General features: G+C 67.2%; 23 protein-coding genes, 1 tRNA gene and 1 pseudogene. 11 read left to right on the top strand and 14 right to left on the bottom strand.

Translation table 11 applies throughout. The features are described 5' to 3' along the window. The first annotated feature begins 170 nt into the window (after positions 1-170). Positions 171-3626 (top strand): chromosome segregation protein SMC, encoded by a 3456-nt coding sequence (gene smc / locus B0B01_RS07535; RefSeq protein WP_076649193.1) that lies wholly within the window; start codon positions 171-173, stop codon positions 3624-3626. A 45-nt stretch (positions 3627-3671) separates the two neighbouring features. Here smc and B0B01_RS07540 read toward each other — a convergent pair whose 3' ends face one another. The 3 genes from B0B01_RS07540 to B0B01_RS07550 all read right to left on the bottom strand — a co-directional run bounded on the left by B0B01_RS07540 (position 3672) and on the right by B0B01_RS07550 (position 5571). Continuing rightward, the gene (locus B0B01_RS07540; protein ID WP_076649195.1) at positions 3672-4751 is read right to left on the bottom strand and encodes a 5-(carboxyamino)imidazole ribonucleotide synthase; all 1080 of its coding nucleotides are present in this window, start codon (positions 4749-4751) and stop codon (positions 3672-3674) included. Then, positions 4744-5241: a 5-(carboxyamino)imidazole ribonucleotide mutase gene (gene purE, locus B0B01_RS07545; protein ID WP_076649197.1), complete on the bottom strand. Its 498-nt coding sequence runs from the start codon at positions 5239-5241 to the stop codon at positions 4744-4746. The genes B0B01_RS07540 and purE overlap by 8 nt, the downstream gene beginning before the upstream one ends. Before the next feature lie 105 nt (positions 5242-5346). Next, the gene (locus tag B0B01_RS07550) at positions 5347-5571 is read right to left on the bottom strand and encodes a YdcH family protein (RefSeq protein WP_076650113.1); all 225 of its coding nucleotides are present in this window, start codon (positions 5569-5571) and stop codon (positions 5347-5349) included. A 182-nt stretch (positions 5572-5753) separates the two neighbouring features. Here B0B01_RS07550 and B0B01_RS07555 point away from each other — a divergent pair, with 182 nt between their 5' ends. Both B0B01_RS07555 and B0B01_RS07560 read left to right on the top strand, forming a co-directional pair. Beyond that, on the top strand, positions 5754-6167 hold the full coding sequence (locus B0B01_RS07555) for an Hsp20 family protein (protein WP_076649199.1): 414 nt from the start codon (positions 5754-5756) through the stop codon (positions 6165-6167). Between the two features lie 3 nt (positions 6168-6170). Then, positions 6171-6395, top strand: coding sequence for a DUF1150 family protein (locus B0B01_RS07560; protein ID WP_076649201.1), 225 nt, complete (start codon positions 6171-6173; stop codon positions 6393-6395). 133 nt (positions 6396-6528) lie between these two features. On the opposite strand, the gene B0B01_RS07565 is transcribed toward B0B01_RS07560, so the two are convergent. Both B0B01_RS07565 and trxB read right to left on the bottom strand, forming a co-directional pair. Then, complete coding sequence (locus tag B0B01_RS07565; protein ID WP_076649203.1) at positions 6529-8238, bottom strand: bifunctional sulfate adenylyltransferase/adenylylsulfate kinase; 1710 nt, start codon at positions 8236-8238, stop codon at positions 6529-6531. A gap of 143 nt (positions 8239-8381) precedes the next feature. Then, positions 8382-9383, bottom strand: coding sequence for a thioredoxin-disulfide reductase (trxB, locus tag B0B01_RS07570; protein WP_083946094.1), 1002 nt, complete (start codon positions 9381-9383; stop codon positions 8382-8384). A gap of 216 nt (positions 9384-9599) precedes the next feature. On the opposite strand from trxB, the gene B0B01_RS07575 reads away from it, so the two are divergent. Beyond that, entirely contained in the window at positions 9600-10100 is a 501-nt protein-coding gene (locus B0B01_RS07575; RefSeq protein ID WP_076649205.1) for an Lrp/AsnC family transcriptional regulator, read from the top strand. A gap of 28 nt (positions 10101-10128) precedes the next feature. Here the strand turns inward: B0B01_RS07575 and pgeF are convergent, their stop codons facing one another. Genes pgeF through lgt form a run of 3 tightly spaced genes read right to left on the bottom strand, consistent with a single transcriptional unit; the run spans position 10129 to position 12844 of the window. Continuing rightward, a complete protein-coding gene (gene pgeF, locus B0B01_RS07580) occupies positions 10129-10884 on the bottom strand; it encodes a peptidoglycan editing factor PgeF (protein ID WP_076649207.1) in 756 nt (251 codons plus the stop codon). Beyond that, entirely contained in the window at positions 10881-11960 is a 1080-nt protein-coding gene (locus B0B01_RS07585; RefSeq protein ID WP_076649209.1) for a class I SAM-dependent methyltransferase, read from the bottom strand. Before B0B01_RS07585 ends, pgeF begins: the two co-directional genes overlap by 4 nt. After that, the gene (lgt, locus tag B0B01_RS07590; protein ID WP_076650114.1) at positions 11957-12844 is read right to left on the bottom strand and encodes a prolipoprotein diacylglyceryl transferase; all 888 of its coding nucleotides are present in this window, start codon (positions 12842-12844) and stop codon (positions 11957-11959) included. The genes B0B01_RS07585 and lgt overlap by 4 nt, the downstream gene beginning before the upstream one ends. 93 nt (positions 12845-12937) lie before the next feature. Between lgt and B0B01_RS07595 the strand changes: the two genes are divergently transcribed. From B0B01_RS07595 to B0B01_RS07610, 4 genes are all read left to right on the top strand, one after another. Continuing rightward, positions 12938-13180, top strand: a complete 243-nt coding sequence (locus tag B0B01_RS07595; protein WP_076649211.1) for an accessory factor UbiK family protein — start codon at positions 12938-12940, stop codon at positions 13178-13180. A 251-nt stretch (positions 13181-13431) separates the two neighbouring features. Then, complete coding sequence (locus tag B0B01_RS07600) at positions 13432-13932, top strand: type III secretion system chaperone family protein (RefSeq protein WP_076649213.1); 501 nt, start codon at positions 13432-13434, stop codon at positions 13930-13932. Further along, positions 13932-14759: a pyrroline-5-carboxylate reductase gene (gene proC / locus B0B01_RS07605; protein ID WP_076649215.1), complete on the top strand. Its 828-nt coding sequence runs from the start codon at positions 13932-13934 to the stop codon at positions 14757-14759. Before B0B01_RS07600 ends, proC begins: the two co-directional genes overlap by 1 nt. Beyond that, a complete protein-coding gene (locus B0B01_RS07610; protein ID WP_076649217.1) occupies positions 14752-15090 on the top strand; it encodes a tRNA-binding protein in 339 nt (112 codons plus the stop codon). Before proC ends, B0B01_RS07610 begins: the two co-directional genes overlap by 8 nt. A 33-nt stretch (positions 15091-15123) precedes the next feature. Here B0B01_RS07610 and carB read toward each other — a convergent pair whose 3' ends face one another. After that, entirely contained in the window at positions 15124-18477 is a 3354-nt protein-coding gene (gene carB / locus B0B01_RS07615) for a carbamoyl-phosphate synthase large subunit (RefSeq protein WP_076649219.1), read from the bottom strand. A 236-nt stretch (positions 18478-18713) separates the two neighbouring features. Here carB and B0B01_RS07620 point away from each other — a divergent pair, with 236 nt between their 5' ends. Continuing rightward, positions 18714-19028 (top strand): DUF3775 domain-containing protein, encoded by a 315-nt coding sequence (locus B0B01_RS07620; RefSeq protein WP_076649221.1) that lies wholly within the window; start codon positions 18714-18716, stop codon positions 19026-19028. 83 nt (positions 19029-19111) lie between these two features. Here the strand turns inward: B0B01_RS07620 and B0B01_RS07625 are convergent, their stop codons facing one another. Further along, positions 19112-19765 (bottom strand): histidine phosphatase family protein, encoded by a 654-nt coding sequence (locus B0B01_RS07625; protein ID WP_076649223.1) that lies wholly within the window; start codon positions 19763-19765, stop codon positions 19112-19114. 181 nt (positions 19766-19946) lie between these two features. Here B0B01_RS07625 and fdhF point away from each other — a divergent pair. After that, positions 19947-22712 (top strand): annotated as a pseudogene (gene fdhF / locus B0B01_RS07630) (formate dehydrogenase subunit alpha). Between the two features lie 214 nt (positions 22713-22926). On the opposite strand, the gene ykgO reads toward fdhF, so the two are convergent. Both ykgO and B0B01_RS07640 read right to left on the bottom strand, forming a co-directional pair. Beyond that, complete coding sequence (gene ykgO / locus B0B01_RS07635) at positions 22927-23052, bottom strand: type B 50S ribosomal protein L36 (RefSeq protein WP_005850168.1); 126 nt, start codon at positions 23050-23052, stop codon at positions 22927-22929. A gap of 79 nt (positions 23053-23131) precedes the next feature. Beyond that, positions 23132-23206, bottom strand: a tRNA-Val gene (locus B0B01_RS07640). 153 nt (positions 23207-23359) lie between these two features. On the opposite strand from B0B01_RS07640, the gene B0B01_RS07645 reads away from it, so the two are divergent. Further along, positions 23360-24220 carry an N-formylglutamate amidohydrolase gene (locus tag B0B01_RS07645; protein WP_076649225.1) on the top strand — a complete coding sequence of 287 codons (861 nt, stop codon included), beginning with the start codon at positions 23360-23362 and terminating at the stop codon, positions 24218-24220. Positions 24221-24261: 41 nt separating this feature from the next. Here B0B01_RS07645 and B0B01_RS07650 read toward each other — a convergent pair whose 3' ends face one another. Continuing rightward, positions 24262-25515: a DNA polymerase IV gene (locus B0B01_RS07650; RefSeq protein WP_076649227.1), complete on the bottom strand. Its 1254-nt coding sequence runs from the start codon at positions 25513-25515 to the stop codon at positions 24262-24264. A gap of 272 nt (positions 25516-25787) precedes the next feature. After that, complete coding sequence (gene pyrF / locus B0B01_RS07655; protein ID WP_076649229.1) at positions 25788-26489, bottom strand: orotidine-5'-phosphate decarboxylase; 702 nt, start codon at positions 26487-26489, stop codon at positions 25788-25790. Between the last annotated feature and the right edge of the window lie 8 nt (positions 26490-26497).

Raw genomic sequence — 26497 nt, forward strand, 5'->3', positions numbered from 1 at the left:
CCCGGAGCCCGGACAGGGAGACGCCCTTGCTGGCGCTTTCCTGCCCCGCGGGACGGGAAAGCCCTGATTCGGGCAATGCGGCTCGTCGATTGACTTGACGGGCCCGGGCGCGCAGACTCCGGCCATCGCGCCCCTGGCGCGTCCGTGATGCCCCAGGACGGGAACCCGCCTTGCATTTCTCCAGGCTGAGACTGACCGGATTCAAGAGCTTCGTCGATCCGACCGACCTCGTGATTGCGGAAGGATTGACCGGCATCGTCGGCCCCAACGGCTGCGGGAAATCCAACCTCCTTGAGGCGATGCGCTGGGTCATGGGTGAAAACCGCCCCTCGACCATGCGCGGCGCGGGGATGGAGGACGTGATCTTTGCCGGCGCCGCCAGCCGCCCCGCCCGCCATTTCGCCGAGGTGACGCTGCATATCGACAACTCCCGCCGCCTTGCCCCGGCCGGGTTCAACGACAGCGATACGCTCGAGGTGGTGCGCCGGATCACTCGCGATGCCGGCAGCGCCTACAAGGTGAACGCCAGGGAAGTCCGGGCCCGCGACGTGCAGATGCTGTTTGCGGATGCCTCGACCGGGGCGCATTCGCCGGCGCTGGTGTCGCAGGGACAGATTTCCGAACTGATCCGGGCCCGGCCCAAGGCGCGGCGCCGTCTGCTGGAAGAGGCCGCCGGCATTTCCGGCCTTTATCAGCGCCGCCACGAGGCCGAACTCAAACTGAACGCGGCCGAGGCCAACCTGGCCCGCACCGATGACCTGATCGACCAGCTGGCGACGCAGCTTGCGCAGCTTGAACGGCAGGCGCGGCAGGCGGCGCGCTACCGGATGATCGGGCAGGATCTGCGCCGGGCCGAGGCGATGCTGCTGCTGCGCCGCTGGGCCGATGCCGCCGCAGCAGACAGCGCCGCCGCAGCCGGGCTGCGCGAACAGCGCGCGGCGGTGACTGCGACCGAAACCGCCACCCGCGCCGCCGCGCAGGCGCGGCAAGCGGCCGAGGCGGCCCTGCCGGCCCATCGCGAGGAAGAGGCCATCGCCGGCGCGGTGCTGCAGCGCCTGCTGGTGCAGCAGGAGGCGCTCGACGACGAGGAAACCCGCGCCCGGAGCGCGATCGACACCTTGACCGCCCGGCTTGACCAGTTGAACCGCGACCTGGAGCGCGAGGCGGGGCTGAATCGCGACGCGGACGAATCGATGGCCCGGCTTCGGGCCGAGGCAGCCGACCTTGCCGCCGGCGCCGAGGGCCACGGCGAACGGCTTGCCGAAGCGGCCAGCAAGGCCGACGAGTCGGCCGCGATCCTTGCATCGCGGGAGGCCGGGTTCTCGCGCCAGACCGAGGAACTGGCACAGCTTCGTGCACAGCATCACGCGGCCCGCCGGCGGGCCGAGGACAATCAGCGCATGGCGGAGAAATCCGAGGCCGAAGCCGCCGCCGCCCGCCGCCGCCTTGACGAGGCGCGCGAGGCGCAGAACCGCGCGGCGGCCGAGCTGGACCAGCTTCGCGCCGATGATTCGCAGGCACAGCGCATGGCCGAGGCGGCCGAGGCGGTGCTCGCAGGGGCCGAGGCGGAGCGTGCCGCGCTCCAGACCCGCGAGGGCGAGGCGCGCGCGGCCCGCTCGACGGCGGAGGGCGAGCGCGACGCGCTCGCGGCCGAGGTTGCCGCTCTTGCGCGGCTGCTGGAACGGGATGGCGCGGGGACCGGGCAGATCCTCGACCGGCTGCGGGTCGAGCCCGGCTTTGAAAAGGCGCTGGGGGCCGCGCTGTCCGAGGATCTCCAGGCGCCCGAAGCCGCAAGCGCGCAAGACTCGGGCTGGGTGACGCTCGCGCCCTATGCGCAGGTGCAGCCGCTTCCCGACGGGGCCATGCCGCTTGCCGCACATGTCGAGGCACCCGCGGTTCTGACCCGGCGGCTCGCGCAGGTCGGGATCACGGATGCGGATGCGGGGGCGCGGCTGCACGGGCAATTGTTGCCGGGGCAGCGGCTTGTTTCGCGCGAGGGCGATCTCTGGCGCTGGGATGGTCTCTGCACCCGCGCCGGGGATGCGCCGAGTGCAGCCGCCGCGCGGCTTGAACAGCGCAACCGGCTTGAAACGTTGCGCGGCACGCTGGATGCGGTGGAAACCCGCCGGAACGAGGCAGCCGAGGCCCATGCGGCGCTGGCCGAATCGCTTTCCCGCGCGGCAGCCGCGGAACAGGAGGCCCGCGATGCGCGCCGCCGGGCCGACCATGCGCTGAGCGAGGCGAGCCGCGCGCTTTCCCGTGCCGAGGCCGAAAGCAACCTGACCGAAGGGCGGGTCGAATCGCTTGAACTTGCGCTTTCCCGCCACGAGGAGGCGCTGACCGCGGCCCGTGCGGAACTGCGCGATGCGCAACATGCGCTGGCCGCGCTCGGCGATCCGCAGGCGAGTGAAGCCCGCGTCGAAGAGCAGCGCATCGCGCTCGAGGCGGCGCGGATCACCATGATGACCCACCGTTCGGCCCACGACGAATTGCGTCGTGACGGCGAGGCGCGCGAGCGGCGGTCAGGTGCGGTCGCGCGCGACCTGGAAAGCTGGCAAAGCCGCCACGCGACGGCGGACCGCCGGATCGCCGAACTGGACCAGCGCCGCGCGGAGGCCGAAGCGGCGCTTGCCGCGGCGGCCGGTGCGCCCGACGAGATCGCCGCCCGGCGCCAGACGCTTGCGGGAGAGATCGACCGGGCAAGGGCGCGTGCCGATGCCGCGCGCGAGACGCTTGTGGCGGCCGAAGCGGCGGTGCAGGAGGCGCTGGCTTTCGAGCGCGACCGGGAACGCGCCGCGTCCGAGGCCCGCGAGGAGCGCGCCCGCGGCGAGACCCGGGCCGAGGCGGCGCGCCAGGCGCTCGACGAGGCGGCAAGCCGGATCGACAGCGAACGGAGCATGTCGCCGGAACGCCTGCAGCAGGAACTCGGGGTCGAGCCGGGAGCGCTGCCCGGGATGGACACGCTGGAGGCTGAGGTGCAGCGGTTCCGGCGTCAGCGCGAGGCGCTCGGGGCGGTGAACCTGCGGGCCGAAGAGGATGCGGCCGGGGTGCGCGAGGAACATGACACTCTTCTGCGCGAAAAAGGCGATCTTGAAGAAGCGATCGGCACCCTGCGTAGCGCGGTTTCCAGCCTCAACCGCGAGGGGCGCGAGCGGCTGCTCGGTGCCTTCGAGCAGGTGAACCGCAATTTCGCCATGCTGTTCCAGCATCTTTTCGGCGGCGGCGAGGCCAATCTCGTCATGGTCGAAAGCGACGATCCGCTGGATGCGGGGCTGGAGATCATGTGCCAGCCGCCGGGCAAGCGGCTTTCCACGCTATCGCTTTTGTCGGGGGGCGAGCAGACCCTGACCGCGGCGGCGCTGATCTTTGCCGTGTTCCTGGTCAATCCGGCGCCGATCTGCGTGCTGGACGAGGTGGACGCGCCGCTTGACGACGCGAATGTGACGCGCTTCTGCGACCTGCTGGACGAGATGTGCGCGCGCACGGCAACGCGGTTCCTCATCATCACCCACCATGCCGTCACCATGAGCCGGATGGACCGGCTGTTCGGCGTGACCATGGGGGAAAAGGGCGTGAGCCAGCTTGTCTCGGTCGATCTGAAGAAGGCCGAGGCCCTGGTGGCCTGAACGGGATGGCCAGAAGCCCGGCATCATGCCGGGCGTGATGGAAAACTAGCGCTCGGCCCGGCTGCGGATCCGGTTGACGTGGCCCATCTTGCGCCCCGCGCGCACCTCGGCCTTGCCATAGAGATGAAGCGCCACGCCCGGCTCGCCTGCCAGTGCAGGAAGCTGATCCATGTCGTCGCCGATCAGGTTTTCCATCACCACATCCGCATGGCGCTGCCCGTCGCCGAGCGGCCAGCCGGCAATGGCGCGGATATGCTGTTCGAACTGATCGACGGCGCAGCCGTTCTGGGTCCAGTGGCCGGAGTTGTGCACCCGCGGCGCGATCTCGTTCACCAGAAGCCCGCTTTCGGTCACGAAGAGTTCGACCCCGAGCACGCCGACGTAATCGAGCGCGTTCAGGATCTTTCCGGCCAGCAGAACCGCATCGCTGCGCCTCGCGATGCTGAGACGGGACGGAACCGTGGTGCGGCGCAATATGCCGTCCCGGTGTTCGTTCTCGCCGGGGTCGAAACAGGTCACCGCGCCGTCAAGCCCGCGCGCGGCGATCACCGAGACCTCGCACTCGAAGGGAACGAACCCTTCCAGAACGGCCGGGGCGCCGGCCAGCAGCGCGAGCGCGTCGGCGGCCTCTTCGGGCTTGCCGATCCGCATCTGTCCCTTGCCGTCATAACCGAAGCGGCGGGTCTTGAGGATCGCCGGGGTGCCGATGCGCGACAGCGCCTCTTCGAGGCTCGCGAGCGTGGTGATGTCGGCATAAGGCGCGGTTTCAAGCCCCAGATCGCGCAGGAAATCCTTTTCGACCAGCCGGTCCTGGCTGACGCGAAGCGCCTCGCGTCCGGGGCGGATCGGGCGGTGCTGCTGGAGCATGTCCAGCGTGGCGGTCGGGATATTCTCGAATTCATAGGTGATGACATCGACGCTTTCGGCGAAGGCCGCGAGCGCCGCTGCATCGTCCCAGGACGCGGTCGTGGTGCGGGCCGCCACCTGGCCGGCAGGCGGATTGGCGCCCGGCTCGAATATATGCGCCGTAAAGCCGAGCCGTGCGGCCGCCACCGAAAGCATGCGGCCAAGCTGTCCGCCGCCGAGGATGCCGATGGCCGCGCCGGGTTGCAGGGGGTCAGTCATCGCTTGGCTCCTCGGGGATGGACTCGGAAAGGGCGGCGCGCCAGGCATCGAGCCGTTCGGCCAGCGCGCTGTCGGAAAGGGCAAGGATCGCGGCCGCCATGAGCCCGGCATTCGCCGCGCCCGATGCGCCGATCGCCATGGTCGCGACCGGAAAGCCGCGCGGCATCTGCACGATCGAGTAAAGCGAATCGAGGCCCGAGAGCGCGCGGCTCTGGATCGGCACGCCGATCACCGGGATCCGCGTCTTGGAGGCCATCATGCCCGGCAGATGCGCCGCCCCGCCGGCGCCGGCGATGATCACGCGCAATCCGCGGCCCGCGGCGTCCCGCCCGTAGTCCCAGAGCCGGTCGGGCGTGCGATGGGCCGAGACGATGCGCCGCTCATGCGCGACGCCGAGATCGTCGAGGATCATCGCCGCCTCTTTCATCGTCGGCCAGTCGGACTGGCTGCCCATGATGATGCCGACCCGGATGTCGTTTTCGCTGTTCATTTTCGGGTGATGCCCCCCTCGCAGACCCGTGCACTATAATGCGGGGGCCGGGCGGTGCAATGCGAAGTGGAATGCGCAAGGGCCGTCGCGGGCGGAACCGGGCGGTCAGGCGATGATGTCGGGAATCAGCCGGTCCTCGATGCGGGTGATCATGTCCTTCAGCTGCAGCTTCTGCTTTTTCAGCCGCCGCACGGTCAGCTGGTCGGCGGTGCCGCGGTCCTCGAGCGCACGGATCGCCTCGTCGAGATCGCGGTGCTGCCGGCGCAGCACTTCGAGTTCGAGCCGCAGGACCTCGTCCGATTTCATCGACAGATCCGAGGTCGCATCCATGTTGCCGGTCTCCGAAACAGTCACGGGAACGCCGCGCGCGGGCGGCGGCCGCCGCATGATACAGCGGGGCGATGTTTTCGCCTAGATCTTGTTGCGGCGGGATTTCTTTCCCATATTCCTGTCAGGCGGCTGCCGTAACGGGGCCGCGCGAACACGTCGCTTTACTGACAAGGACGAAACCCGTGTCGAAACTTACTCTTGCCTCCTACCCCCATATGCTGGGGTTCGAGCAACTGGAACGCCTGCTCGAGCGGTCGGCCAAGGCCGGATCCGATGGCTATCCGCCCTATAACATCGAGCAGACCTCGGAGAATTCCTATCGGATCACCCTGGCGGTGGCCGGATTCTCGCGCGACGATCTCTCGATCACCATCGAGGACCGTCAGCTCGTGATCCGCGGCCGGCAGGAAGACGACAGCGAAGGGCGTGTGTTCCTGCACCGCGGCATCGCTTCGCGCCAGTTCCAGCGCATGTTCGTGCTGGCCGATGGCGTCGATGTCGGCGAGGCGGTGATGGAAAACGGGCTGCTGCATGTGGATCTCAGCCGCGCAGCGCCCGAGCCGGTGGTTCAGACGATCAGCATAAGGAAGGGGTAAGCCATGAATACGCCGCAGAAATTCGAAAATGACGAAAACCGCATCGTCTATGTGAAGACGGTGAATGTCGCCGACCTGCCGCAGGAGGTTCAGGCCGAGGCGGGAGATCTGAACCGGCTCTATGCGCTGCATGACGCGCAGGGGCAGCAGCTTGCGCTGGTCGCGGACCGCCGTCTGGCCTTCGTGCTGGCGCGTCAGCATGACATGTCGCCGGTCGCGGTGCACTGAACACCGCGGGAGGATGCGACGAGGCGGACGAGGGGCGCTGCCCCTCGCGCTCCCCGGGATATTTCCAGCCAGAAGAAGACCCTGGGAAAGGAAGAAGCCGGGCCCTTGCGGAGCCCGGCCCTGTGCGGTCCGGTCAGGCGGTGAGCAGGCCCGTGCTTTCCAGCTTCAGCAGGATCTGATGGGCGCAGGTGTCCACGTCGTTGGTTTCTGTATCGACGCGCAGCTCGGGCGATTCGGGCGTCTCGTAGGGGTCTGAGATGCCGGTGAATTCCTCGATCTTGCCTTCGCGGGCGAGTTTGTAGAGCCCCTTGCGGTCGCGGCGTTCGCATTCCTCGAGGCTGGTGGCCACATGGATTTCGATGAAGGCGCCGTAATCCTCGATCATCTCGCGGACCGCGCGGCGGGTTGCCGTATAGGGCGCGATCGGAGCGCAGAGGGCGATGCCGCCGTTCTTGGTGATTTCCGAGGCGACGTAGCCGATGCGCTTGATGTTGATGTCGCGATGTTCCTTCGAGAAGCCGAGTTCGCTCGAGAGATGCTTGCGCACGATGTCGCCGTCGAGAAGGGTGACCGGGCGGCCGCCCATCTCCATCAGCTTGATCATCAGCGCATTGGCGATGGTCGATTTTCCCGAGCCCGAGAGCCCGGTGAAGAACACGGTGAAACCCTGTTTCGAGCGGGCCGGGCGGGTGCGGCGCAGTTCCCTGACCACTTCGGGAAAAGAGAACCATTCCGGGATTTCCAGCCCTTCGGCGAGGCGCCGGCGCAGTTCGGTGCCCGAGATGTTGAGCACGGTCGCGCCGTCCTCGATCTCGTCGGCGGGTTCGTACTGGGCGCGTTCCTGCACGTAGACCATGTGCTTGAACGGGACCAGTTCGACGCCGATTTCGGCCTCGTGCTTGCGGAACAGTTCCTGCGCGTCATAGGGGCCGTAGAAGTTTTCGCCCTGGCTGTTCTTTCCGGGGCCGGCATGGTCGCGGCCGACGATGAAATGGGTGCAGCCGTGGTTCTTGCGGATCAGCCCGTGCCAGATCGCCTCGCGCGGGCCGCCCATGCGCATCGCGAGGTTCAGCAGCGACAGCGCCGTGGTGGCGGCCGGATATTTGTCGAGCACCGCCTCGTAGCAGCGCACCCGGGTGAAGTGGTCGACATCGCCCGGTTTGGTCATCCCGACAACCGGGTGGATCATCAGGTTGGCCTGCGCCTCGCGGGCGGCGCGGAAGGTCAGCTCCTGATGCGCGCGGTGCAGCGGGTTGCGGGTCTGGAAGGCGACGATGCGCCGCCAGCCGAGCTTGCGGAACATGGCCCGCAATTCGTTCGGCGTGTTGCGCCGGGCGCGGAAATCGTAATGCGTCGGCTGCTGGATGCCGGTCACCGGCCCGCCGAGATAGACCTTGCCCGCGGTATGGTGCAGGTAGTTCACGCTCGGGTGGGCAAGGTCGTCGGCGCCGAATACCTTGGCGGCCTCGTTGCTTTTGTCAGGCACCCATTTGTCGGTGACGGTCATGGTGGCGAGGATCACGCCCTCTTCGTCGCGCAGGGCGATGTCCTCGCCGATCTCGATGCGCTCCGCGAAGGTTTCGGACACGTCGAGCGTGATCGGCATCGGCCAGAGCGTTCCGTCGGCAAGGCGCATGTTTTCGACCACGCCCTCGTAATCCGCCTGGCCGAGGAAGCCCTTGAGCGGGTTGAAGCCGCCGTTCATCAGCAGTTCAAGATCGCAGATCTGACGCCGGGTGAGGTCGTGGCTCTTCAGGGTGCCGGCTTCGAGCTTGAGTTTCTGCGCCGAGTCGTAGGAGACGAAGAGCTCCGGAATCGGAGCCAGATTGCTGAGCATGGACATACGATCACTCTTATGGTTCTGGAACGGCCTGGGGACGGATCCCGGTGCCGCCATAGACCCGCCGCGGCGTGAATGTCCAGCCATCGGCCGCGCGATCGGGGAAAAACGGCAACGGTGCGGCCCCCTGGCCGGCCGGGAGGGTGTCAGGCCGTGGTTGCACCCACGTCCTGCGCCACCGTATCCGTATCCGCACCCGTGCCAAGCGCATCCTGTTCGGCGAGGAACCGCTCCGCGTCGAGCGCCGCCATGCAGCCCATCCCGGCGCTGGTCACGGCCTGCCGGTAAATGTGGTCGGTCAGGTCGCCGGCGGCGAAGACGCCGGGGATGCTGGTGCGGGTGCTGCCCGCTTCGACCTTCACATAGCCGCCGGCATGGGTGTCGAGCTGGTCCCTTACCAGTTCGCTCGCCGGGGCGTGGCCGATGGCGATGAAGACGCCTTTGGCCGGGCGCTCGGAGATCGCGCCGGTTTCGACGTGCCGCAGGCGAACGCCCTCGACCCCGAGCGGATTTTCGGTGCCGGTGATGTCGTCGAGCACGTGGTCCCAGATGATTTCCACCTTCGGGTTCTTTTTCAGCCGTTCGATCAGGATCTGTTCGGCGCGCAGCCGGTCGCGACGGTGCACCAGCGTGACCCGGGAGGCGAAATTCGTCAGGAACAGTGCCTCTTCGACCGCGGTGTTGCCGCCACCGACGACCACGACCTCCTGCCCGCGATAGAAGAACCCGTCGCAGGTGGCGCAGGCCGAGACGCCGAAGCCCTTGAACTTTTCCTCGGATGCCAGGCCGAGCCATTTCGCCCGCGCCCCGGTCGCGAGGATCACCGCATCGGCTGTATAGGTGTCCCCGCTGTCGCCGCGTGCGGTGAAGGGGCGCTTCGAAAGGTCGAGCGCGGTGATCACGTCGCCGATCACCTCGGTGCCGACGGCGCGGGCATGGGCCTCCATCCGGGTCATGAGATCGGGGCCCTGCACCTCGGTATCGCCGGGCCAGTTCTCGACCTCGGTGGTGATGGTCAGCTGGCCGCCGGGCTCCAGCCCCTGCACCAGAACGGGTTTGAGCATCGCCCGGCTTGCATAGACCGCCGCCGTATAGCCCGCGGGGCCCGACCCGATGATCAGAACTCTGGTGTGGTGCGTCTTGGCCATCTGAGCCGCCTCCGAACATGCTTGCGTTCCGTGGGATATAGGGGTCCGGGCGCGCCGCTGGCAAGCCATGCCGGGCCATGCGCGGTATCCTCTAGCGGGGGAGGATAACGCGATGGCGGCACGGCCGCGGGATCATTCCATTTGTTGCGCTGGCGGGGAACATAATTGCCAGCTTCGCAGGGCTGCTGTAAGAAAAGAAAAATCACGGAGCAGCGGATGATCTCAGCACGACTGGACCCGATTGATCGCCATATCCTTGCCGAATTGCAGGCGGATGGGCGGATGACCAATGTGGAGCTTGCCAAGCGGGTCGGAATTTCGGCGCCACCCTGTCTGCGACGGGTGCGCGCTCTTGAAGAGGCCGGGCTGATCCGGGGCTATCATGCGCGGCTCGACGCGCGGGAGCTGGGCTTCGAGGTTCAGGTCTTCGCGCTGGTGGGGCTGGAAAGCCAGGCCGAATCCGAACTCAGCGCCTTCGAGGCCCGCTGCCGCGAATGGCCGCTGGTGCGCGAATGCCACCTGCTGAACGGAGAGGTGGATTTCATCCTGAAATGCATCGCGCCCGATCTCAGCACCTTTCAAAGCTTCCTGACCGGCGAGCTTCTGACATTCCCCAACGTGGGCAGCGTCAAGACGTCGCTGGTGATTCGCCAGGCCAAGGGCGAGCCCGGAGTGCCGTTCGACGTGCTGGAAGAGCGGTTGCAGCGCAAGCCGTAAGCCGCGCCCCAAGCGGCCGCGGGGCAGGTCAGAGCCGGATCGCCGAGATCAGCCGCCCGTAATCGGCCTCGTTCGCGCGGGTGGCGCGGCGATGGGAAAAGAAGCGGTCGGGGTCGCTGTGGGTGCAGTGGCGGGTCCAGTCCGCCAGCCCGACGCCGGCTTCGCGCAGCCGGTGCAGCCCGTATCCCGGCAGGTCGAACATCAGCCGGTCGCCTTCGCCATTGGCGAAGAAGCGCACGTTCGCCGGATCCTCGACCATGAAATCATCGAAGAACTCGGGCCCGACCTCATAGGCGCGCTGGCTGATTGCCGGGCCGATGATCGCGACCGTATCGGCGCGCCGGGCGCCGAGCGCCTCCATCGCGTCGAGCGTCGCTTCAAGCACCCCTTCGAGCGTGCCGCGCCAGCCGGCATGGGCCGCGCCGATCACCCCGGCGCCGGTATCGGCGAACAGCACCGGCTGGCAGTCGGCGGTGAGCACCGAAAGCGCGAGTCCGGGCGTGTTCGTCACCATGGCATCGGCGCGGGGGCGCTCGACCAGGGGCGAATCGATGCTCACCACATCGGCCGAATGGACCTGGTGCACGCTTACGAGCGCGTCGGGGGACACCTCCATCGCCGCGGCGACCCGGGCGCGGTTGATCTGCACGCTGTCGCGCTGATCGGACGAGCCGCTGCCGCAGTTCAGCCCGGCGAACACGCCCGACGAGGCGCCGCCGCGGCGCGTGAAGAACCCGTGGCGCAGCCCGGACAGATGTTCGGAGACGAGGATTTCGAGGGTCATTGCTCCAACCCCGGTGGCGGAGATGCGGAACCCGGGAACAGCCCGAGCACCTTGAACAGGGTTCCCATTTCCTCGGGGTGCGTCAACCGCCGATGTGCGGCGACGAGTTCGTCCAGTGCCCCGCCGCTCAGGTTGCGGGCCAGTGCCTGCGCCCGGGCGGTGATGCCGAGACGTTCGAGAAACAGGCCCTGACCGACAAGCGGCGCCGTATGGGCGCCGGCACGGCGGGCGGTCTGCGCGAGCGGTTCGAAATCGACATGAGCGGTCAGGTCGGCGTCGCCCGGGCAGTCGAGGATCCCGACCGGCTGATGCGCGCGCAGCGCCTGCAACGTATCCCCGAGCGAGCGCCAGTCGCCATAATCGACGATCAGCGCCGCGCCGCCGTGCTTCGCGATGCGGCCGGCGATCTCGGCCATAATCGGCACGGCCGCAGGGCAAAGCTCGACCACGTCGCCCGGCCGCGTATCCGCAAGCCGATGCGCAAGCGCGGGCACCTCGGCCGGGGCGGACAGGGCGAGCGCAAGGCGGTCGTGTTCAAGCGCGACACGGCGTTCGGCCCAGCCCGTGGTCTCGCGCTGGAACTGGCGCAGGGGCAGGGCATCGAAAAATTCGTTCGCGATCAGGAAAAGCGGCGCCTCGGGAAGCTGCGCGGCGGATTCGATCCAGCGGGGCGCGTGGTCGGCAAGGCGCGCCCGCTGCGCCTTGCGCAGCACCGGCGAGGCTTCGATCAGCGTGACCTGCGCGGCATCATGAAACCCGGCCACACCACGGGTTGCGCGCAGCAGATCGGCCATCAGCGTGCCGCGTCCGGGGCCGGGCTCGGCCAGGGTAAAGGGTCTTGGCCGTCCCTGTGCGATCCAGGCCTGCGCCAGCGCAAGGCCGATCAGTTCGCCGAACATCTGGCTGATCTCCGGGGCGGTGATGAAATCCCCTTTGGCGCCAAAGGGGTCGCGGGTCGCGTAATAGCCGTGCCCGGGGTGCAGCAGGCAATCGGCCATGTAATCGGCGATGGTGATGGGGCCCTCGGCCCGGATGCGCGCCGTCAGCAGGTCGGTCAGCGCCGTGGTGGTGGTCACGCCGGCACGCGCCTTGCCCGCGCGATCAGCCAGAGTCCGATCAGGATCATCGGCAGCGACAGGATCTGCCCCATGGTCAGCCCGTAACCGCCGAGATGCAGCGCAAGCCCGAGCGGATTTCCGGGGCCGGTGAACTGCGCGTCCGGCTGGCGGACGAATTCGACCGCGAACCGCGCCAGCCCGTAGCCGGTAAAGAACAGGCCGGTCACATATCCGGGCGCCTTGAAGGCGCCGCGCCGCCAGGCAAGCCACAAGAGCAGCGCGCCGAGGATCAGCCCTTCGAGCGCGGCCTCGTAAAGCTGCGAGGGATGGCGCGCGCAGAGCCCGGCCACGCCGGGGCAGTCCTGCGCCGCCGTGCCGGGAAAGATCACGCCCCACGGCAACTCGGTCGGACGGCCCCAGAGTTCCGCATTGATGAAATTCGCGAGCCGCCCGAGCAGCAGCCCCGGCGGCACCGCGCTCGCGATCAGGTCGGCGAGCGACAGGATCGGGATGCCCCGGCTCAGGGCAAAGATCAGGCTCGACAGCACCACGCCGAGCAGACCGCCGTGGAACGACATGCCGCCCTGCCAGACCATCAGGATTTCGAGCGGGTGGGCGAGGTAATAGGCCGGCTGGTAGAACAGCACGAAGCCGAGCCGCCCGCCGAGGATCACGCCTATGATGATCCAGGTGAGCAGGCTGTCGATTTCCTCGCGCCGCATGGGCGCAAGGTCACCCGGCCAGAGGTGCGGGCGGCGCAGCGCGGCGGTCACCAGCCACCAGGCAATCAGGAATCCGGCGATATAGGCCAGCGCATACCAGCGCAGGGCGAATTCCATGCTGCCGATCGTGATCGAGAAGATCTCGGGCGAAATGTCGGGGAACTGGATGGATGCGCGCATGAGGCCCATTGCCCGCGAATCCGCCGGAAAGTCAACCTTGCGCCGGTCTTTCCCGGCACCATATTGTATGAAACCCAGCCGGAGAAAGCACACATGCACACGCGTAACAAGATATTCGACGACATCTCGCAGCTCATGACCAGCGCCGCCGGCGTGGCGCAGGGCGCGCGCGAAGAGGCCGAGACGGCGATGAAATCGCTGATCGAACGCTGGCTGGCCGATCGCGACCTGATCACCCGCGAGGAATTCGAGGCGGTGCGCCTTATGGCCGAGAAGGCCCGCGAGGAAAACGCCCGGCTCGAGGCCCGGATCGCCACGCTCGAAGCGCGGCGCTGAGACCCGCGTTCCGCCCCTGTGCCGCCCTGTTCCCGGGCCGTTCGGCAGAGGGCGGCATACGATATATCGGCCCAATGCGCCTTCTATCCACAACTTATCGTTGCTTCCCCCAGTTTTGGGGGTTGCCAGAAGCAACATTGCGGCCCACCATATATTGTATGGCTGTGGGTCGAGCCCTCGGCAGTTAGCGATTGTAGCCAGTTCTGGGGTGATACCGGTCCCGTGCAACTGGCGAATGGGGAGGTTGCAGCATGGCCTTGTATGAATCCTATATCGAATCGGAATTTCATCCGATCGACATTGCCGAGCAGATGGCCGCGCAGCAGGAGTGGCAGTTCGAGCGGCTGGGCGACGACCAGATCGCGATGGTGATCGAGGCGCAATGGCGCAGCTATTCGATCACGCTCGACTGGTCCGCCTGCGAGGAAAGCCTGCGCCTGGTCTGCAGCTTCGAGATGGACCCGCCCGAAGAGCGGCTCGGCGGGCTGAACGAATTGCTGAACGGGATCAATTCGACCTGCTGGAGCGGCACCTTCAGCTACTGGGCGGCCGAGCGGCTCATGGTCTATCGCTATGGCCTTGTGCTGAGCGGCGGGCAGGTGGCGAGCCCCGAACAGATCGACACCATGATCCGTGCCGCCGTGCAGAGCGCCGAGCGCTATTATCCGGCGATCCAGCTTCTGGTCTGGAGCAACCGTTCACCGCGCGAGGCGATGCAGGTCGCCATGGCCGAAGCCTACGGACACGCATGATGGGCATGGATGATATCGCCCGGCGCGGGCTGGTGCTGTTCGGCTGCGGCCATATGGGCTCGGCCATGCTGAAGGGCTGGCTGGCGCGCGGGCTGGCACCGCAGGCGATCACGGTCATCGACCATAACCCCTCCGACTGGCTGCAGGCGCAGGAGGTGCGCCTCAACGGCGCGCTGCCCGAGGATCCGGCGGCTGTGGTGATCGCGGTCAAGCCGCAGGGCATGTTCGATTCACTGCCGGCGATCGCGCGCTATGGCGCGGCAGAGGGGGCGGGGCGCAGCCTTGTGATCACGGTCGCCGCCGGGATTCCGCTGGTGGCCTACGAGCGGGCGCTGGGCGCGGAAACGCCGCTGGTGCGTGCCATGCCGAACATGCCGTCGTCGATCGGGCGCGGCGTGACCGCGATCATCGGCAATGCGGCGACCGACGCGGCGGGGCTTGGCATGGCCGAGGCGCTGCTGGCGGCGGTCGGGGCCGTGGTGCGGCTCGAGGATGAATCGCAGATGGATGCGGTCACGGCGGTGAGCGGTTCGGGCCCGGCCTATGTGTTCCATCTGATCGACACGCTTGCCGCTGCGGGCGAGGCCGAGGGGCTGTCGCGTGACCTTGCGCTGCAACTGGCGCTGGGCACGGTCGCCGGCGCCGGGGAACTCGCGCAGCGGGCCGATGAAAGCCCGGCGGAGCTTCGCGCCGGTGTGGCCAGCCCGGGCGGGACGACCGAAGCCGCGCTTCGGGTTCTGATGGACGACGAAGGCGGGCTTGGGCCGGTGATGAAACGCGCGGTCGCCGCGGCGGCCCGGCGCAGCAGGGAACTGGCGGATGGCTGAAATTTCCTTTGACGATTTCCTCAAGATCGATGTGCGCGTGGGCGAGATCACCCGCGCCGAGCCCTTTCCCGAGGCGCGCAAACCCGCGTTCAAGCTCTGGATCGACTTCGGCGGCGAAATCGGCGAGCGGCGGTCGTCGGCGCAGATCACCGCGCATTACACGCCCGAGGCGCTGGTCGGTAAGCAGGTGCTTGCGGTGGTGAATTTCCCGCCGCGCCAGATCGGCCCGGTGCGGTCCGAGGTTCTCGTGCTGGGGCTGCCGGATCAGGCCGGCGAGGTGGTGCTGGTCGGGCCCGACGGCCCGGTGCCGATCGGCGGGCGGCTGCACTGAACCACCCGCCCTTGCTGCGCCGGCCCCGGACGATCAGCCCTGCAGCGCCTTTACCCCCACGTTGCCCTCGGCCTGGGCCTTGATCGCCAGCGCGGCCGCATGGCTTGCGGCGGCGGTGGTGAAATAGGGGATCTTGTCGTAAAGCGCGACCGAGCGGATACCGCGTGAATCCTCGACCGCCTGCGCCCCTTCGGTCGAGTTCATCACCAGTTGCACCTCGCCGTCCTTCAGCATGTCCACGATATGGGGGCGCCCCTCGTAGACCTTGTTGACGGTGCCGCAGGAAATGCCGTTTTCGGCCAGCCATCCCTGCGTGCCGCGTGTCGCGACGAGTTCGAAGCCGAGCCCGGTGAGGATGGTCGCCGCCTCGAGCATGAGCGCGGTCTTGTCGGCGTCCCGAATCGAGATGAAGGCGCGCCCGCCGGAGGGCAGAGGCATGCCCGCAGCCATCTGCGCCTTGAGAAAGGCGCGGGGGAAGTCGCGGTCCCAGCCCATGACCTCGCCGGTCGAGCGCATCTCGGGGCCGAGGATCGTATCCACGCCGGGGAAGCGGGCAAAGGGCAGCACCGCTTCCTTGACCGAAAACCACGGCATGTCGGGATCGGCGAGCGTCATCGGATCGGCGAGCGGCAGCGGCGTGTCGTAATCCTGATCGGTCGCATAGGGCGGGCGCATCGGGAAATCGGCCAGCTTTTCCCCGGCCATGATGCGCGCGGCGATGGCGGCAATGGCGCTGTCGGTCGCCTTGGCGACGAACGGCACGGTGCGCGACGCGCGCGGGTTGACCTCGATCAGGTAGATGTCGTCGTCCTTGACCGCGAATTGCACGTTCATGAGCCCGACCACGTTCAGCGCATGGGCCAGCGCCTCGGTCTGGACCTTGATGCGGTCGATGATGTCGCGCGGCAGCGAATGGGGCGGCAGCGAACAGGCGCTGTCGCCCGAATGCACGCCGGCCTCCTCGATATGCTGCATGATGCCGGCGACATGAACGTCCGTCCCGTCGCAGAGCGCATCCACGTCAAGTTCGACCGCGCCCGAAAGATAGCTGTCGAGCAGCACCGGGCTGTCGCCCGAGACCACCACCGCCTCGTCGATATAGCGTTCGAGCTGGGCACGGTCGCGCACGATCTCCATGGCGCGCCCGCCCAGAACGTATGAGGGGCGGATCACCAGCGGGAAGCCGAGCCCCTCGGCGATCTCGAGCGCCTGCGCATGGCTCGACGCGATGCCGTTGCGGGGCTGTTTCAGTCCCAGATCCTGCACGAGTTTCTGGAACCGCTCGCGGTCCTCGGCAAGGTCGATCATGTCGGGCGTGGTGCCGAGGATCGGGATGCCCTCGGTCGCGAGCGCCTGCGCGAGCTTGAGCGGGGTCTGGCCGCCGAACTGCACGATCACCCCGTGCAGGGCGCCGCGTTCCTGTTCGACCCGCAGGATTTCCATCACGTGCTCAAAGGTCAGCGGCTCGAAATAGAGCCGGTCCGACGTGTCGTAATCGGTGCTGACGGTTTCCGGGTTGCAGTTGACCATGATGGTCTCGAACCCGGCCTTGCTGAGCGCGAAACAGGCGTGGCAGCAGCAATAGTCGAACTCGATCCCCTGGCCGATCCGGTTCGGGCCGCCGCCGAGGATCACGACCTTCTTGCGCTCGCTCGGGCGGGCCTCGCATTCGACATCGCCCCCGCCGTCCGCCCCGGCGCTGATGGCCGGGGTCTCATAGCACGAATAAAGATAGGGATTCTGCGCCTCGAATTCGCCGGCGCAGGTGTCGATATGCTTGAACACCGCGTGGATGCCGAGCGCGCGGCGGGCGCGGCGGATGTCGCCTTCCTGCTGCCCGCCGAGGCGGGCGAGGCGGGCGTCGCTGAACCCCATCTGCTTGAGCGCGCGCAGGCCGGCCTCGTCCTGCGGCAGGCCGGTCTCGCGGACCCGGTCCTCGGTCTCGACGATTTCGCGCAGCCGGGCGAGGAACCACGGGTCGAACATGGTCACGTCGTGGATTTCGCTGTCGGAAAGCCCGTGGCGCATGGCCTGGGCAATGGTGCGCAGCCGCTCGGGCGTCGGCACCGAGATCGCCTTGATGATCGCGGCGCGGTCGGGCGCGCCGGGGATGTCGACCTCGTCGAGCCCGGTCAGGCCCGATTCCATCGACACCAGCGCCTTCTGCAGGGATTCGTGGAAGCTGCGTCCGATCGCCATCACCTCGCCCACCGATTTCATCGAGGTGCTGAGTTCGGGCCTGGAGCCCGGGAATTTCTCGAAGGTGAACTTCGGGATCTTGGTGACGACATAGTCGATCACCGGCTCGAAGCTGGCCGGCGTGACCCGGGTCATGTCGTTTTCAAGCTCGTCGAGCGTATAACCGACGGCGAGCTTGGCCGCGATCTTGGCGATCGGAAATCCGGTCGCCTTGGAGGCCAGAGCCGAGGAACGGCTGACGCGGGGGTTCATCTCGATCACCACCATGCGTCCGTCGGCCGGGTTTACCGCGAACTGCACGTTCGACCCGCCGGTTTCGACCCCGATCTCGCGCATCACCGCGAGCGAGGCGTCGCGCATGATCTGGTATTCCTTGTCCGTGAGCGTGAGCGCGGGGGCGACGGTGATCGAATCGCCCGTATGCACGCCCATCGGGTCGATGTTCTCGATCGAGCAGATGATGATGGCGTTGTCCGCCTCGTCGCGGATCACCTCCATCTCGTATTCCTTCCAGCCGAGCAGGCTTTCGTCGACCAGGATCTGCCCGGTGGGCGAGGCATCCATGCCGCCCCGGCAGTAATAGAGATAGTCGTCCCGGTTATAGGCCACGCCGCCGCCGGTGCCGCCGAGGGTGAAGGCGGGGCGGATGATCGCCGGCAGGCCGATCTCGTCGAGGATTCTCGTGGCTTCGGCGAGCCCGGTGTCGAGATCCTTGCGCCCGTCGGGGCGGGTCGGGGCCGTGACGATGGTGGCGCGCGGATTTTCGAGCCCGATGCGCTCCATCGCCTCGCGGAACAGCTTGCGGTCTTCGGCCTTCGCAATCGCGTCGCGGCGCGCGCCGATCAGTTCGACCCCGTATTTCTCGAGCACGCCCATATCGTCGAGCGCCAGTGCCGTGTTCAGCCCGGTCTGCCCGCCCATGGTCGGCAGCAATGCGTCGGGACGTTCCTTTTCGATGATCTTGGCGACGATTTCGGGCGTGATCGGCTCGATATAGGTGGCGTCGGCCAGTTCCGGGTCGGTCATGATCGTGGCCGGGTTCGAGTTGACGAGAATCACCCGATAGCCCTCTTCGCGCAGGGCCTTGCAGGCCTGGGCGCCGGAATAGTCGAATTCGCAGGCCTGGCCGATGACGATGGGGCCTGCACCGATGATCATGATCGACGTGATGTCGGTTCGCTTCGGCATGGCGCGGCCCCTCCTGATCCGGTTGCGGGCACGTGGCTGCGCCCGGGCTGGCTGCGTTATATGCGCGAGGCGCAGAGGTGCAAGGGGTTCCGTTCGGGCAGGGCGCGGCAGGGGCGTTCCGGCGCGGCGCCCCGATGCGGCTGGATCCGGGATGCGGATCGGCCTAGATTCGGCCCCGTCCGCCCTGGTTTTTCGGGTCCGGTGGTCCGGGGCGGCCGGTGCGGGAGGGACGCGAGATGGAAATTTCTCCGCAGAAGGTGGTGCAGGTGGCGCTCATGGCGCGCGAGATCGGACGGTCGGAGCCGGAGCTGCGCGCCTTTATCGAACGTATGGACGAGGACGAGCAGGCCGAGCTTGTCGCGATCATGTGGATCGGGCGCGGCAGTTTCGATGCCGATGAACTGGACGAGGCGATCACGACCGCGCAGCAGGAGGCCACCACGCCCTGCGCGGATTACCTTCTGGGGAGCCCGCACCTTCCCGATCACCTGGAAAACGGGCTCGATGCGCTGGGGATTTCCCCGGGCGACGAGGAAGATGATCTGATGTAGCGCCCCGGCAGGCGGACGGGCCGATTCTTCATGCCTCCGGCGGGGATATTTCCCGCCAGAAGAAGACCGCTTCCGCTGCGGCCCTAGAAATGGGTGCGGGCGAAATGGCGGTCGGGCAGGCCGAGATGGGGCACGGAGTTGAACAGCACCGGCGAGAGCACGGCGCCGATCGGCAGCAGCCGGTGCATCGAGGTGTTCATGATCGAAAGCGCAAGCCGCGCCGTGGTGGCGATGTTGAGGTCCATCATCAGCCGCATGGCGATGGCGATCACGCCGCCCGAGGTGACGACGAGGGCGGGCCCGTTGCCGGCGGCGATGTCGTCGAGCGCCTCGCGCACGCGGGACTCAAACGCGGCAAAGGTTTCGGGCGCGCCCTCGATGATGCCGTCATGCCAGGCGGTGAAGACCTGCGGCAGGTGGGCGATGAAATCCTCGCGCGCGGCCGGCAGGGGCAAATCGTGCTGTTCCTGCATGAGGCGCGAGAGGGTGAAATATTCGAGTTCGTTCAGCCGCGGATCGGCGATGCTGTCGGCGGCGAGCGCCATGCTCCCTGCGGTCTCCAGATGGCGCTGCATCGAGCCGGTGTAGAACCGGGGATGGTCGTGGTCCGAGTCGCGCAGGTGGTCTCCGAGCCAGCCGGACTGCCGGTGTCCGAGTTCGCTCAGGCGGTCGTATTCGACTTCGTCGCGCGCCTGCGTATTGGCTTGACCATGACGCACGAGCGTGATGTGGAACATGTCGTGAAGCTCCTGTTCCGGTGCACATGATCCGGATCGGATATGCCGCTTACCAGAAGTGCGGGGGGTTTGCCATCTGCGATCGCGGGAGAGTGAGCGCATACGGTCCGTGAACGGGCCGGAATGGGCTCGCATCCCGGTGCGGTATTGTATACAACAGGCGGCAAGAAGGGAGACGCCAATGTCCGAGTCGATTACATTCACGCTGGATGGAAAAGAGGTCACGGCTCAGCCCGGTGAGACGATCTGGGAGGTCGCCAACGGGCGCGGCCTGATCATTCCGCATCTGTGCCACCGCCCCGAGCCCGGCTACCGCCCCGACGGCAACTGCCGTGCCTGCATGGTCGAGATCGAGGGCGAGAGGAATCTTGCCGCTTCCTGTATCCGCGAGCCGGTCGAGGGAATGGTGGTCACCACCGATTCCGCTCGTGCGGCAAATGCGCGCAGGATGGTGATCGAGCTTCTCGCCGCCGACCAGCCGGCGCGCGAGGAAGCCCGGGACCGGTCCTCGCATTTCTGGGACATGGCCGACATGGTTGATGTCAGCGAGAGCCGTTTCCCGCCGCTCGAGCCCGAACGGGTTCCGCTGCTCGATGCCAGCCATGTCGCCATGCGCGTCAATCTGGACGCCTGCATCCAGTGCGGGCTTTGCGTGCGGGCCTGCCGCGAGGTTCAGGTGAACAACGTCTTCGGCATGGGCGGACGGGGGCATGACGCGCTTCCCGCGCTCGATTTCGACGACCCGATGGGCGAATCGACCTGCGTTGCCTGCGGCGAATGCGTGCAGGCCTGCCCGACCGGTGCGCTGCTCGAATCCAGCATCATGGACGAGCATGAGCACGGCGACAGCAAGGATTATGACCGCGAGGTGCAGAGCGTCTGTCCGTTCTGCGGCGTCGGCTGCCAGATCAGCATCAAGGTCAAGGACGACAAGATCCGCTATATCGACGGCGCGAACGGGCCGAGCAACCAGAACCGGCTTTGCGTCAAGGGACGGTTCGGGTTCGATTACCTCCAGCACCCGCACCGGCTGCTGAAGCCGCTGATCCGCCGCGAGGATGCGCCGGAAAAGGGGCTGAACGTCGATCCGGCACACTGGCAGACCCATTTCCGCGAGGCCAGCTGGGAAGAGGCGCTCGATTTCGCCGCCAGCGGGCTGCGCCGTCCGGGGCGTGAAGTGGCCGGCTTCGGCAGTGCGAAATGCACCAACGAAGAGGCCTATCTGTTCCAGAAGCTGATCCGCCAGGGGTTCGGTCACAACAACGTCGACCACTGCACCCGCCTTTGCCATGCGTCCTCGGTCGCGGCGCTGATGGAAAACGTCGGCTCGGGCGCGGTCACGGCCACGTTCAACGAGATCGAAAACGCCGATGTGGCGATCGTCATCGGTGCAAACCCGATCGAGAACCACCCGGTTGCCGCCACCTATTTCAAGCAGTTCGCCAAGCGCGGCGGAAAGCTGATCGTGATGGATCCGCGCGGGGTCGGCCTGCGCAGGTTCGCGTCGCACATGCTGCAGTTCCGCCCGGGTGCCGACGTGTCCATGCTGAACGCGATCATGCATGTGATCGTCGAGGAAGAGCTTTACGACCGCCAGTATATCGAGGCCTACACCGAGAACTGGGAAGCCGAGAAAGCGCACCTGAAGGATTTCAGCCCGGAAAAGATGGCGCCTCTCTGCGGCATCGAGCCCGAGGTTCTGCGCGATGTCGCCCGCACCTTTGCCGGCGCGCGCGCCGGGATGATCTTCTGGGGCATGGGCGTGTCGCAACATGTGCACGGCACCGACAATTCCCGCTGCCTGATCGCGCTGGCGCTCATGACCGGCCATGTCGGACGGCCGGGCACCGGCCTGCATCCGCTGCGGGGGCAGAACAATGTGCAGGGTGCCTCTGACGCCGGGCTGATCCCGATGTTCCTGCCCGACTACCAGAGCGTGAAGGACGACGGGGTGCGCAGTGCCTTTACCGAGGTCTGGGAATCCGGCGATTTCTCGTCCGAACCGGGGCTGACGGTGACGGAGATTATCGACGACATTCACGCCGGAAATACCACGGCCATGTATATCATGGGCGAGAACCCGGCCATGTCCGACCCCGACGTGGATCATGCCCGCGCGGCGCTGGCCAAGCTCGACCATCTGGTGGTTCAGGACATCTTCCTGACCGAGACGGCCAACTATGCCGACGTGATCCTGCCGTCGAGCACCTTCTTCGAGAAGTCCGGCACCGTGACCAACACCAACCGCCAGGTCCAGATGGGCCGTCCGGCGGTGCCGCTGCCGGGCGACACGCGACTCGACTGGGAAATCACCGTGGACCTGGCCAATCGCCTTGGCCTTGGCTGGACCTACGAGAGCCCGGCGGATGTGTTTGCCGAGATGGCGCTCAACATGCGGTCGCTCGACAACATCACCTGGGACCGGGTGGAGAACGAGGGGTCGGTGATCTATCCGTCGCTGTCGCCCGAGGATCCGGGGCAGCCGATCGTCTTTGGCGACGGTTTCCCGCGCGAAGGCGGGCGGGCGCGGTTCGCTCCGGCCAATGTGCTGCCGCCGGACGAGGTGCCGGATCAGGAATATCCGATGATCCTGACCACCGGCCGCCAGCTCGAGCACTGGCACACCGGCGCCATGACGCGGCGTTCGCGGGTGCTCGATGCGATCTAGCCCGAGGCGAACTGTTCGCTGCACCCCTCCACCCTGCGCAAGCTCGGGGTCGAGCCCGGCGATCTGGTGCGCCTGACGACCCGGCGCGGTTCGGTCAGCGTGATGGCGCGGGCCGATCGCGCGGTGGCGCCCGACATGGTGTTCCTGCCCTTCGCCTTCGTCGAGGCGGCGGCCAACATCCTGACCAACCCGGCGATCGACCCCTACGGGAAGATCCCCGAATTCAAGTTCTCTGCCGTTCGGGTGGAGCCGGTCGAGAAGCAGATCGCGGCCGAATGATTGCGAATGACGGCGGCCCTGACCGGGCCCCGTGACAGCAGTTGCGAAACGAATCACCGGCGCCGGAGCTTTCCGGCGCCGGTTTTCATTTCAGGGGCGGCTCCCCCTTGGCCCGTTCGGTGCCGGTGCGGCGTTGTCCGGTCGGGAACCGGGCGCCCCAATGCAAAAGGCCGCACCCGAAGGCGCGGCCTTTGCCTGAAGAACCGGCGGCGGTTCAGCCCTGACGGGCCTTGAAGCGGCGCTGGGTCTTGTTGATCACGTAAACGCGGCCCTTGCGACGCACCACACGGCAGTCGCGATGGCGGTTCTTGAGCGAGCGGAGCGAATTTCGAACCTTCATGCCTGTCTCTCCTGTTCCTGTGGCGCGGGTCCGGCGCCTGATGCTGCGGGCGTCCCGGCAGGCCGGAACAGTGAATCCATGGTGGGCGATACAAGGTTCGAACTTGTGACCCCTTCGATGTCAACGAAGTGCTCTACCGCTGAGCTAATCGCCCATGAATACCTGCGCTCGCCCTTGTGAACCCCGATGAGGGGGCTGCTTGCGGGCCATGCGCCGGCATCGGGTCTATAAAAGGAGTTCCCGGGGTGATCAAGGGCTTTTGGCGCGGCGGCGTTCCGGTCTATGCTCGCCCTGCACAGGAGAGTTCATGAGCACCGCCGCATTCCACCTGATTCAGCCGGTTCATCTGCGCACGGGCGTGGTGTTCGCCTCTCCTCACAGCGGCAGCACCTATACGGCGGAGTTCCTGCGCGCAAGCCGGCTGGATGAACATGCGATCCGCTCCTCCGAGGATGCTTTCGTCGATCGTCTTTTTGCCAGCGCGCCGGAGTTCGGCGCCCCGCTGCTGAGCGCCGCCATGCCGCGCGCCTATGTCGATCTGAACCGCGCGAGCGATGAACTCGACCCGGATCTGATCGAGGGGGTTCGCCGTTTCTGGCACAATCCGCGCGTCGCGTCGGGGCTCGGGGTGATTCCGCGCGTGGTGGCGAACGGGCGGGCGATCTACAGCCGCAAGATTTCTCTCAAGGAGGCGGGCGCGCGGATCGAGCGCTACTGGCACCCCTATCACGCACAGTTGCAGGCATTGCTGACCGCGGCCCAGGCAAGGTTCGGCCAGGCGATCCTGATCGACTGCCACTCGATGCCGCACGAGGCCATGGACGGGGCCGTCCGGCCGGATCAGCGGCGGCCGCAGATCGTTCTTGGCGACCGTTTCGGCGCCTCGGCCGACGGCGGGATCGTGGACCGGATCGAGGCGGCCTTTGTCCGCGCCGGCCTGGCCGTGACGCGCAATGCGCCCTTTGCCGGAGCATATGTCGCGCAGACCTACGGCAATCCGCAGCTCCGCCAGCATGTGGTGCAGATCGAGATCGATCGCGCGCTTTACATGGACGAGCGGTCCATCCGCCCGAATGCGGATTTCGACGGGTTCTGCAACCTGCTGCGCGGCGTGATCGGGGACATCACCCGCATCGGCCGGGACGAGATGCCGCTGGCTGCCGAATGAGCATGGCGTGAGCACAGGTTGAGCACCGGGGCGGTCCGCTTTCAGGGCAGGCCGCGGCCCTTGCGGATCGCGCCCGGGCCGAAGCGGTCGCGGATCGAATCGCTGGCCCGTTCCGCGCGGCACCGCTGCGCCGCGCCGGGGTCGAGCAGATCGCCCGACTTGTCGGCCTGATCCGCCGGGACGAGATCGGAAAGCCCGCAGCCAAGCAGCCGGAACGGTCCCGGATCCCCGACCTGATCCAGCAGATGCCGCGCCCGGCGATAGATCGTGTCGGCCATCTGCGTCGCCTCTTCCAGCGACTGGCGCCGGGTCAGGATCGAATGATCGGCGCGCTTGAGCTTGAGCGTGACCACCCGGCCCGCAAGGTCGCGCGCCTTGGCCCGGTCGCTGACCTTTTCCGCCATCTTCCAGAGATGCCCGTCAAGAATGTCGCGCGCGCCCGTGTCTGCGTCGAAGGTGGTTTCGTTCGAGATCGACTTGATCGGCGCATCGGCGCGGACCGGGCGCGAATCCTCGCCCCGCGCCAGGTGCCAGAGCCGGTTGCCCGCCGCTCCGAACCGGGCGACGAGTTCGCTGCGGTCCCAGCGCAGGAGGTCGGCGAAATCGCGGATGCCGGCGCGGTCGAGCGCGGCCTGCGTCGCCGGGCCGACGCCCCAGATCAGGCTCACCGGCCTGTCACGCAGGAAACCGGCGGTCTCGGCCTTCCCGATCACGGAAAATCCATGCGGCTTGTCGAGGTCCGAAGCGATCTTGGCCAGAAACTTATTGTGGCTGAGCCCGATCGAGCCGGTGACGCCGAGCTCCTCGCGCATGCGCCGCACGAGCTGCGCCAGCACCACGGCGGGCGGCGCGCCGTGCAGGCGGCTGGTGCCGGTCAGGTCCAGAAACGCCTCGTCCAGCGAGAGCGGCTCGACCGCGGGGGTGAGCGCGGCCATCATGGCACGGATTTCGCGGCTGACCTCGGCATAAAGCGCCATGCGCGGTTTCAGCACCACCGCATCGGGGCAGAGCTTTCGTGCGCGGAACATCGGCATGGCCGAGCGGACACCGCGGATACGGGCCACATAGCAGGCGGTCAGCACCACGCCGCGATTCCCGCCGCCGATGATCACCGGCTTGTCGGCCAGGGCGGGATTGTCGCGCTTTTCGACCGACGCATAAAAGGCGTCGCAATCCATATGCGCGATGCCGAGTTCGAACAGTTCGGGATGACGCAGGACACGGCGGCTGCCGCAGGCCGGGCAACGCGGGCCGGTCGCCGAACAGTCGAAACAGTCGCGGCACAGGGACTGCATGGCAGAAGCGATCCGTCAGGTGATTGCTGGCTGTCCTTTACCACGGGGACCAGCCGCGGAACAGTGGCGCCACGGGGGGCGGGCCTGGGCTGGCGGGCAAAGAAAAGACCCCCCGCAATATCGCGGGGGGCGACGGTTCCGGTTCGGGAGCCGCCGAAAGGGAAATGGAGTATCTGATGAATCCAGCCTGCACATCCGGCACGGGCTTGCAAAGCACGGAATGCCCGGATGGGCAGTAATTCCGGTTATTGTTCCCCCGCAGGCACGGAAATTCAATCAGGGGCTGATCGCATCTCGTCCAGGATCTGCCGGGCGGCGGCACGGGGGTCGGGCGCCTGCCAGACCGGGCGGCCGACGACGATGTGATCGGCCCCTGCCGCGATCGCGTCTGCCGGCGTCGCCGTGCGCTTCTGATCACCCTTGGCACTGTCGGCGGGACGCACTCCGGGGGTGACGATGAGCCGGTCCCGCGCCAGCGGCAGGGCGCGGATCAGGGCGGCCTCCTGCGGTGAGGCGATGACCCCGTCGGCCCCGGCGGCAAAGGCGCGCCCGGCGCGTTCGCAGACCAGATCCCCGATCGCGCCGGGGCGGATCATGGCCGCGTCGAGATCGGCCCGGTCGAGCGAAGTGAGAATGGTCACCGCGAGGATCTTCATGTTGCTGCCCTCGGCGCCCCGCCTTGCGGCCTCGACCACATGCGGATCGCCGTGGACGGTCAGGAAATCCAGATCGAAACCGGCCAGTCCGCGCACCGCCGCCTCGATCGTGGCGCCGATGTCGAAAAGCTTCATGTCGAGGAAGATACGCTTGCCGTGCTCCTGCTTGAGTTCGTTGGCGAGCGCGAGCCCGCCGCCGGTCAGCATCCCGAGCCCGATCTTGTAGAAGCTGCAGGCATCGCCGATCCGCTCGACCAGCGAAAGCGCGCGGAGCGCATCCGGCAGGTCAAGGGCGACGATCAGGCGCTCATCGGTCATGCGCGGGC

It is taken from the genome of Pontibaca methylaminivorans (assembly GCF_900156525.1).
Taxonomy (GTDB): Bacteria; Pseudomonadota; Alphaproteobacteria; order Rhodobacterales; family Rhodobacteraceae; genus Pontibaca; species Pontibaca methylaminivorans.

Bases quoted from the DNA above. Each gene is read 5' to 3' on its own strand.
- B0B01_RS07540 (WP_076649195.1), bottom strand. From the start codon at position 4,751: ATGACTGACCCCCTGCAACCCGGCGCGGCCATCGGCATCCTCGGCGGC.
- purE (WP_076649197.1), bottom strand. From the start codon at position 5,241: ATGAACAGCGAAAACGACATCCGGGTCGGCATCATCATGGGCAGCCAG.
- B0B01_RS07550 (WP_076650113.1), bottom strand. From the start codon at position 5,571: ATGGATGCGACCTCGGATCTGTCGATGAAATCGGACGAGGTCCTGCGG.
- B0B01_RS07560 (WP_076649201.1), top strand. From the start codon at position 6,171: ATGAATACGCCGCAGAAATTCGAAAATGACGAAAACCGCATCGTCTAT.
- B0B01_RS07565 (WP_076649203.1), bottom strand. From the start codon at position 8,238: ATGTCCATGCTCAGCAATCTGGCTCCGATTCCGGAGCTCTTCGTCTCC.
- trxB (WP_083946094.1), bottom strand. From the start codon at position 9,383: ATGGCCAAGACGCACCACACCAGAGTTCTGATCATCGGGTCGGGCCCC.
- B0B01_RS07575 (WP_076649205.1), top strand. From the start codon at position 9,600: ATGATCTCAGCACGACTGGACCCGATTGATCGCCATATCCTTGCCGAA.
- pgeF (WP_076649207.1), bottom strand. From the start codon at position 10,884: ATGACCCTCGAAATCCTCGTCTCCGAACATCTGTCCGGGCTGCGCCAC.
- lgt (WP_076650114.1), bottom strand. From the start codon at position 12,844: ATGCGCGCATCCATCCAGTTCCCCGACATTTCGCCCGAGATCTTCTCG.
- B0B01_RS07595 (WP_076649211.1), top strand. From the start codon at position 12,938: ATGCACACGCGTAACAAGATATTCGACGACATCTCGCAGCTCATGACC.
- B0B01_RS07600 (WP_076649213.1), top strand. From the start codon at position 13,432: ATGGCCTTGTATGAATCCTATATCGAATCGGAATTTCATCCGATCGAC.
- proC (WP_076649215.1), top strand. From the start codon at position 13,932: ATGGGCATGGATGATATCGCCCGGCGCGGGCTGGTGCTGTTCGGCTGC.
- B0B01_RS07610 (WP_076649217.1), top strand. From the start codon at position 14,752: ATGGCTGAAATTTCCTTTGACGATTTCCTCAAGATCGATGTGCGCGTG.
- carB (WP_076649219.1), bottom strand. From the start codon at position 18,477: ATGCCGAAGCGAACCGACATCACGTCGATCATGATCATCGGTGCAGGC.
- B0B01_RS07620 (WP_076649221.1), top strand. From the start codon at position 18,714: ATGGAAATTTCTCCGCAGAAGGTGGTGCAGGTGGCGCTCATGGCGCGC.
- B0B01_RS07625 (WP_076649223.1), bottom strand. From the start codon at position 19,765: ATGTTCCACATCACGCTCGTGCGTCATGGTCAAGCCAATACGCAGGCG.
- ykgO (WP_005850168.1), bottom strand. From the start codon at position 23,052: ATGAAGGTTCGAAATTCGCTCCGCTCGCTCAAGAACCGCCATCGCGAC.
- B0B01_RS07645 (WP_076649225.1), top strand. From the start codon at position 23,360: ATGAGCACCGCCGCATTCCACCTGATTCAGCCGGTTCATCTGCGCACG.
- B0B01_RS07650 (WP_076649227.1), bottom strand. From the start codon at position 25,515: ATGCAGTCCCTGTGCCGCGACTGTTTCGACTGTTCGGCGACCGGCCCG.
- pyrF (WP_076649229.1), bottom strand. From the start codon at position 26,489: ATGACCGATGAGCGCCTGATCGTCGCCCTTGACCTGCCGGATGCGCTC.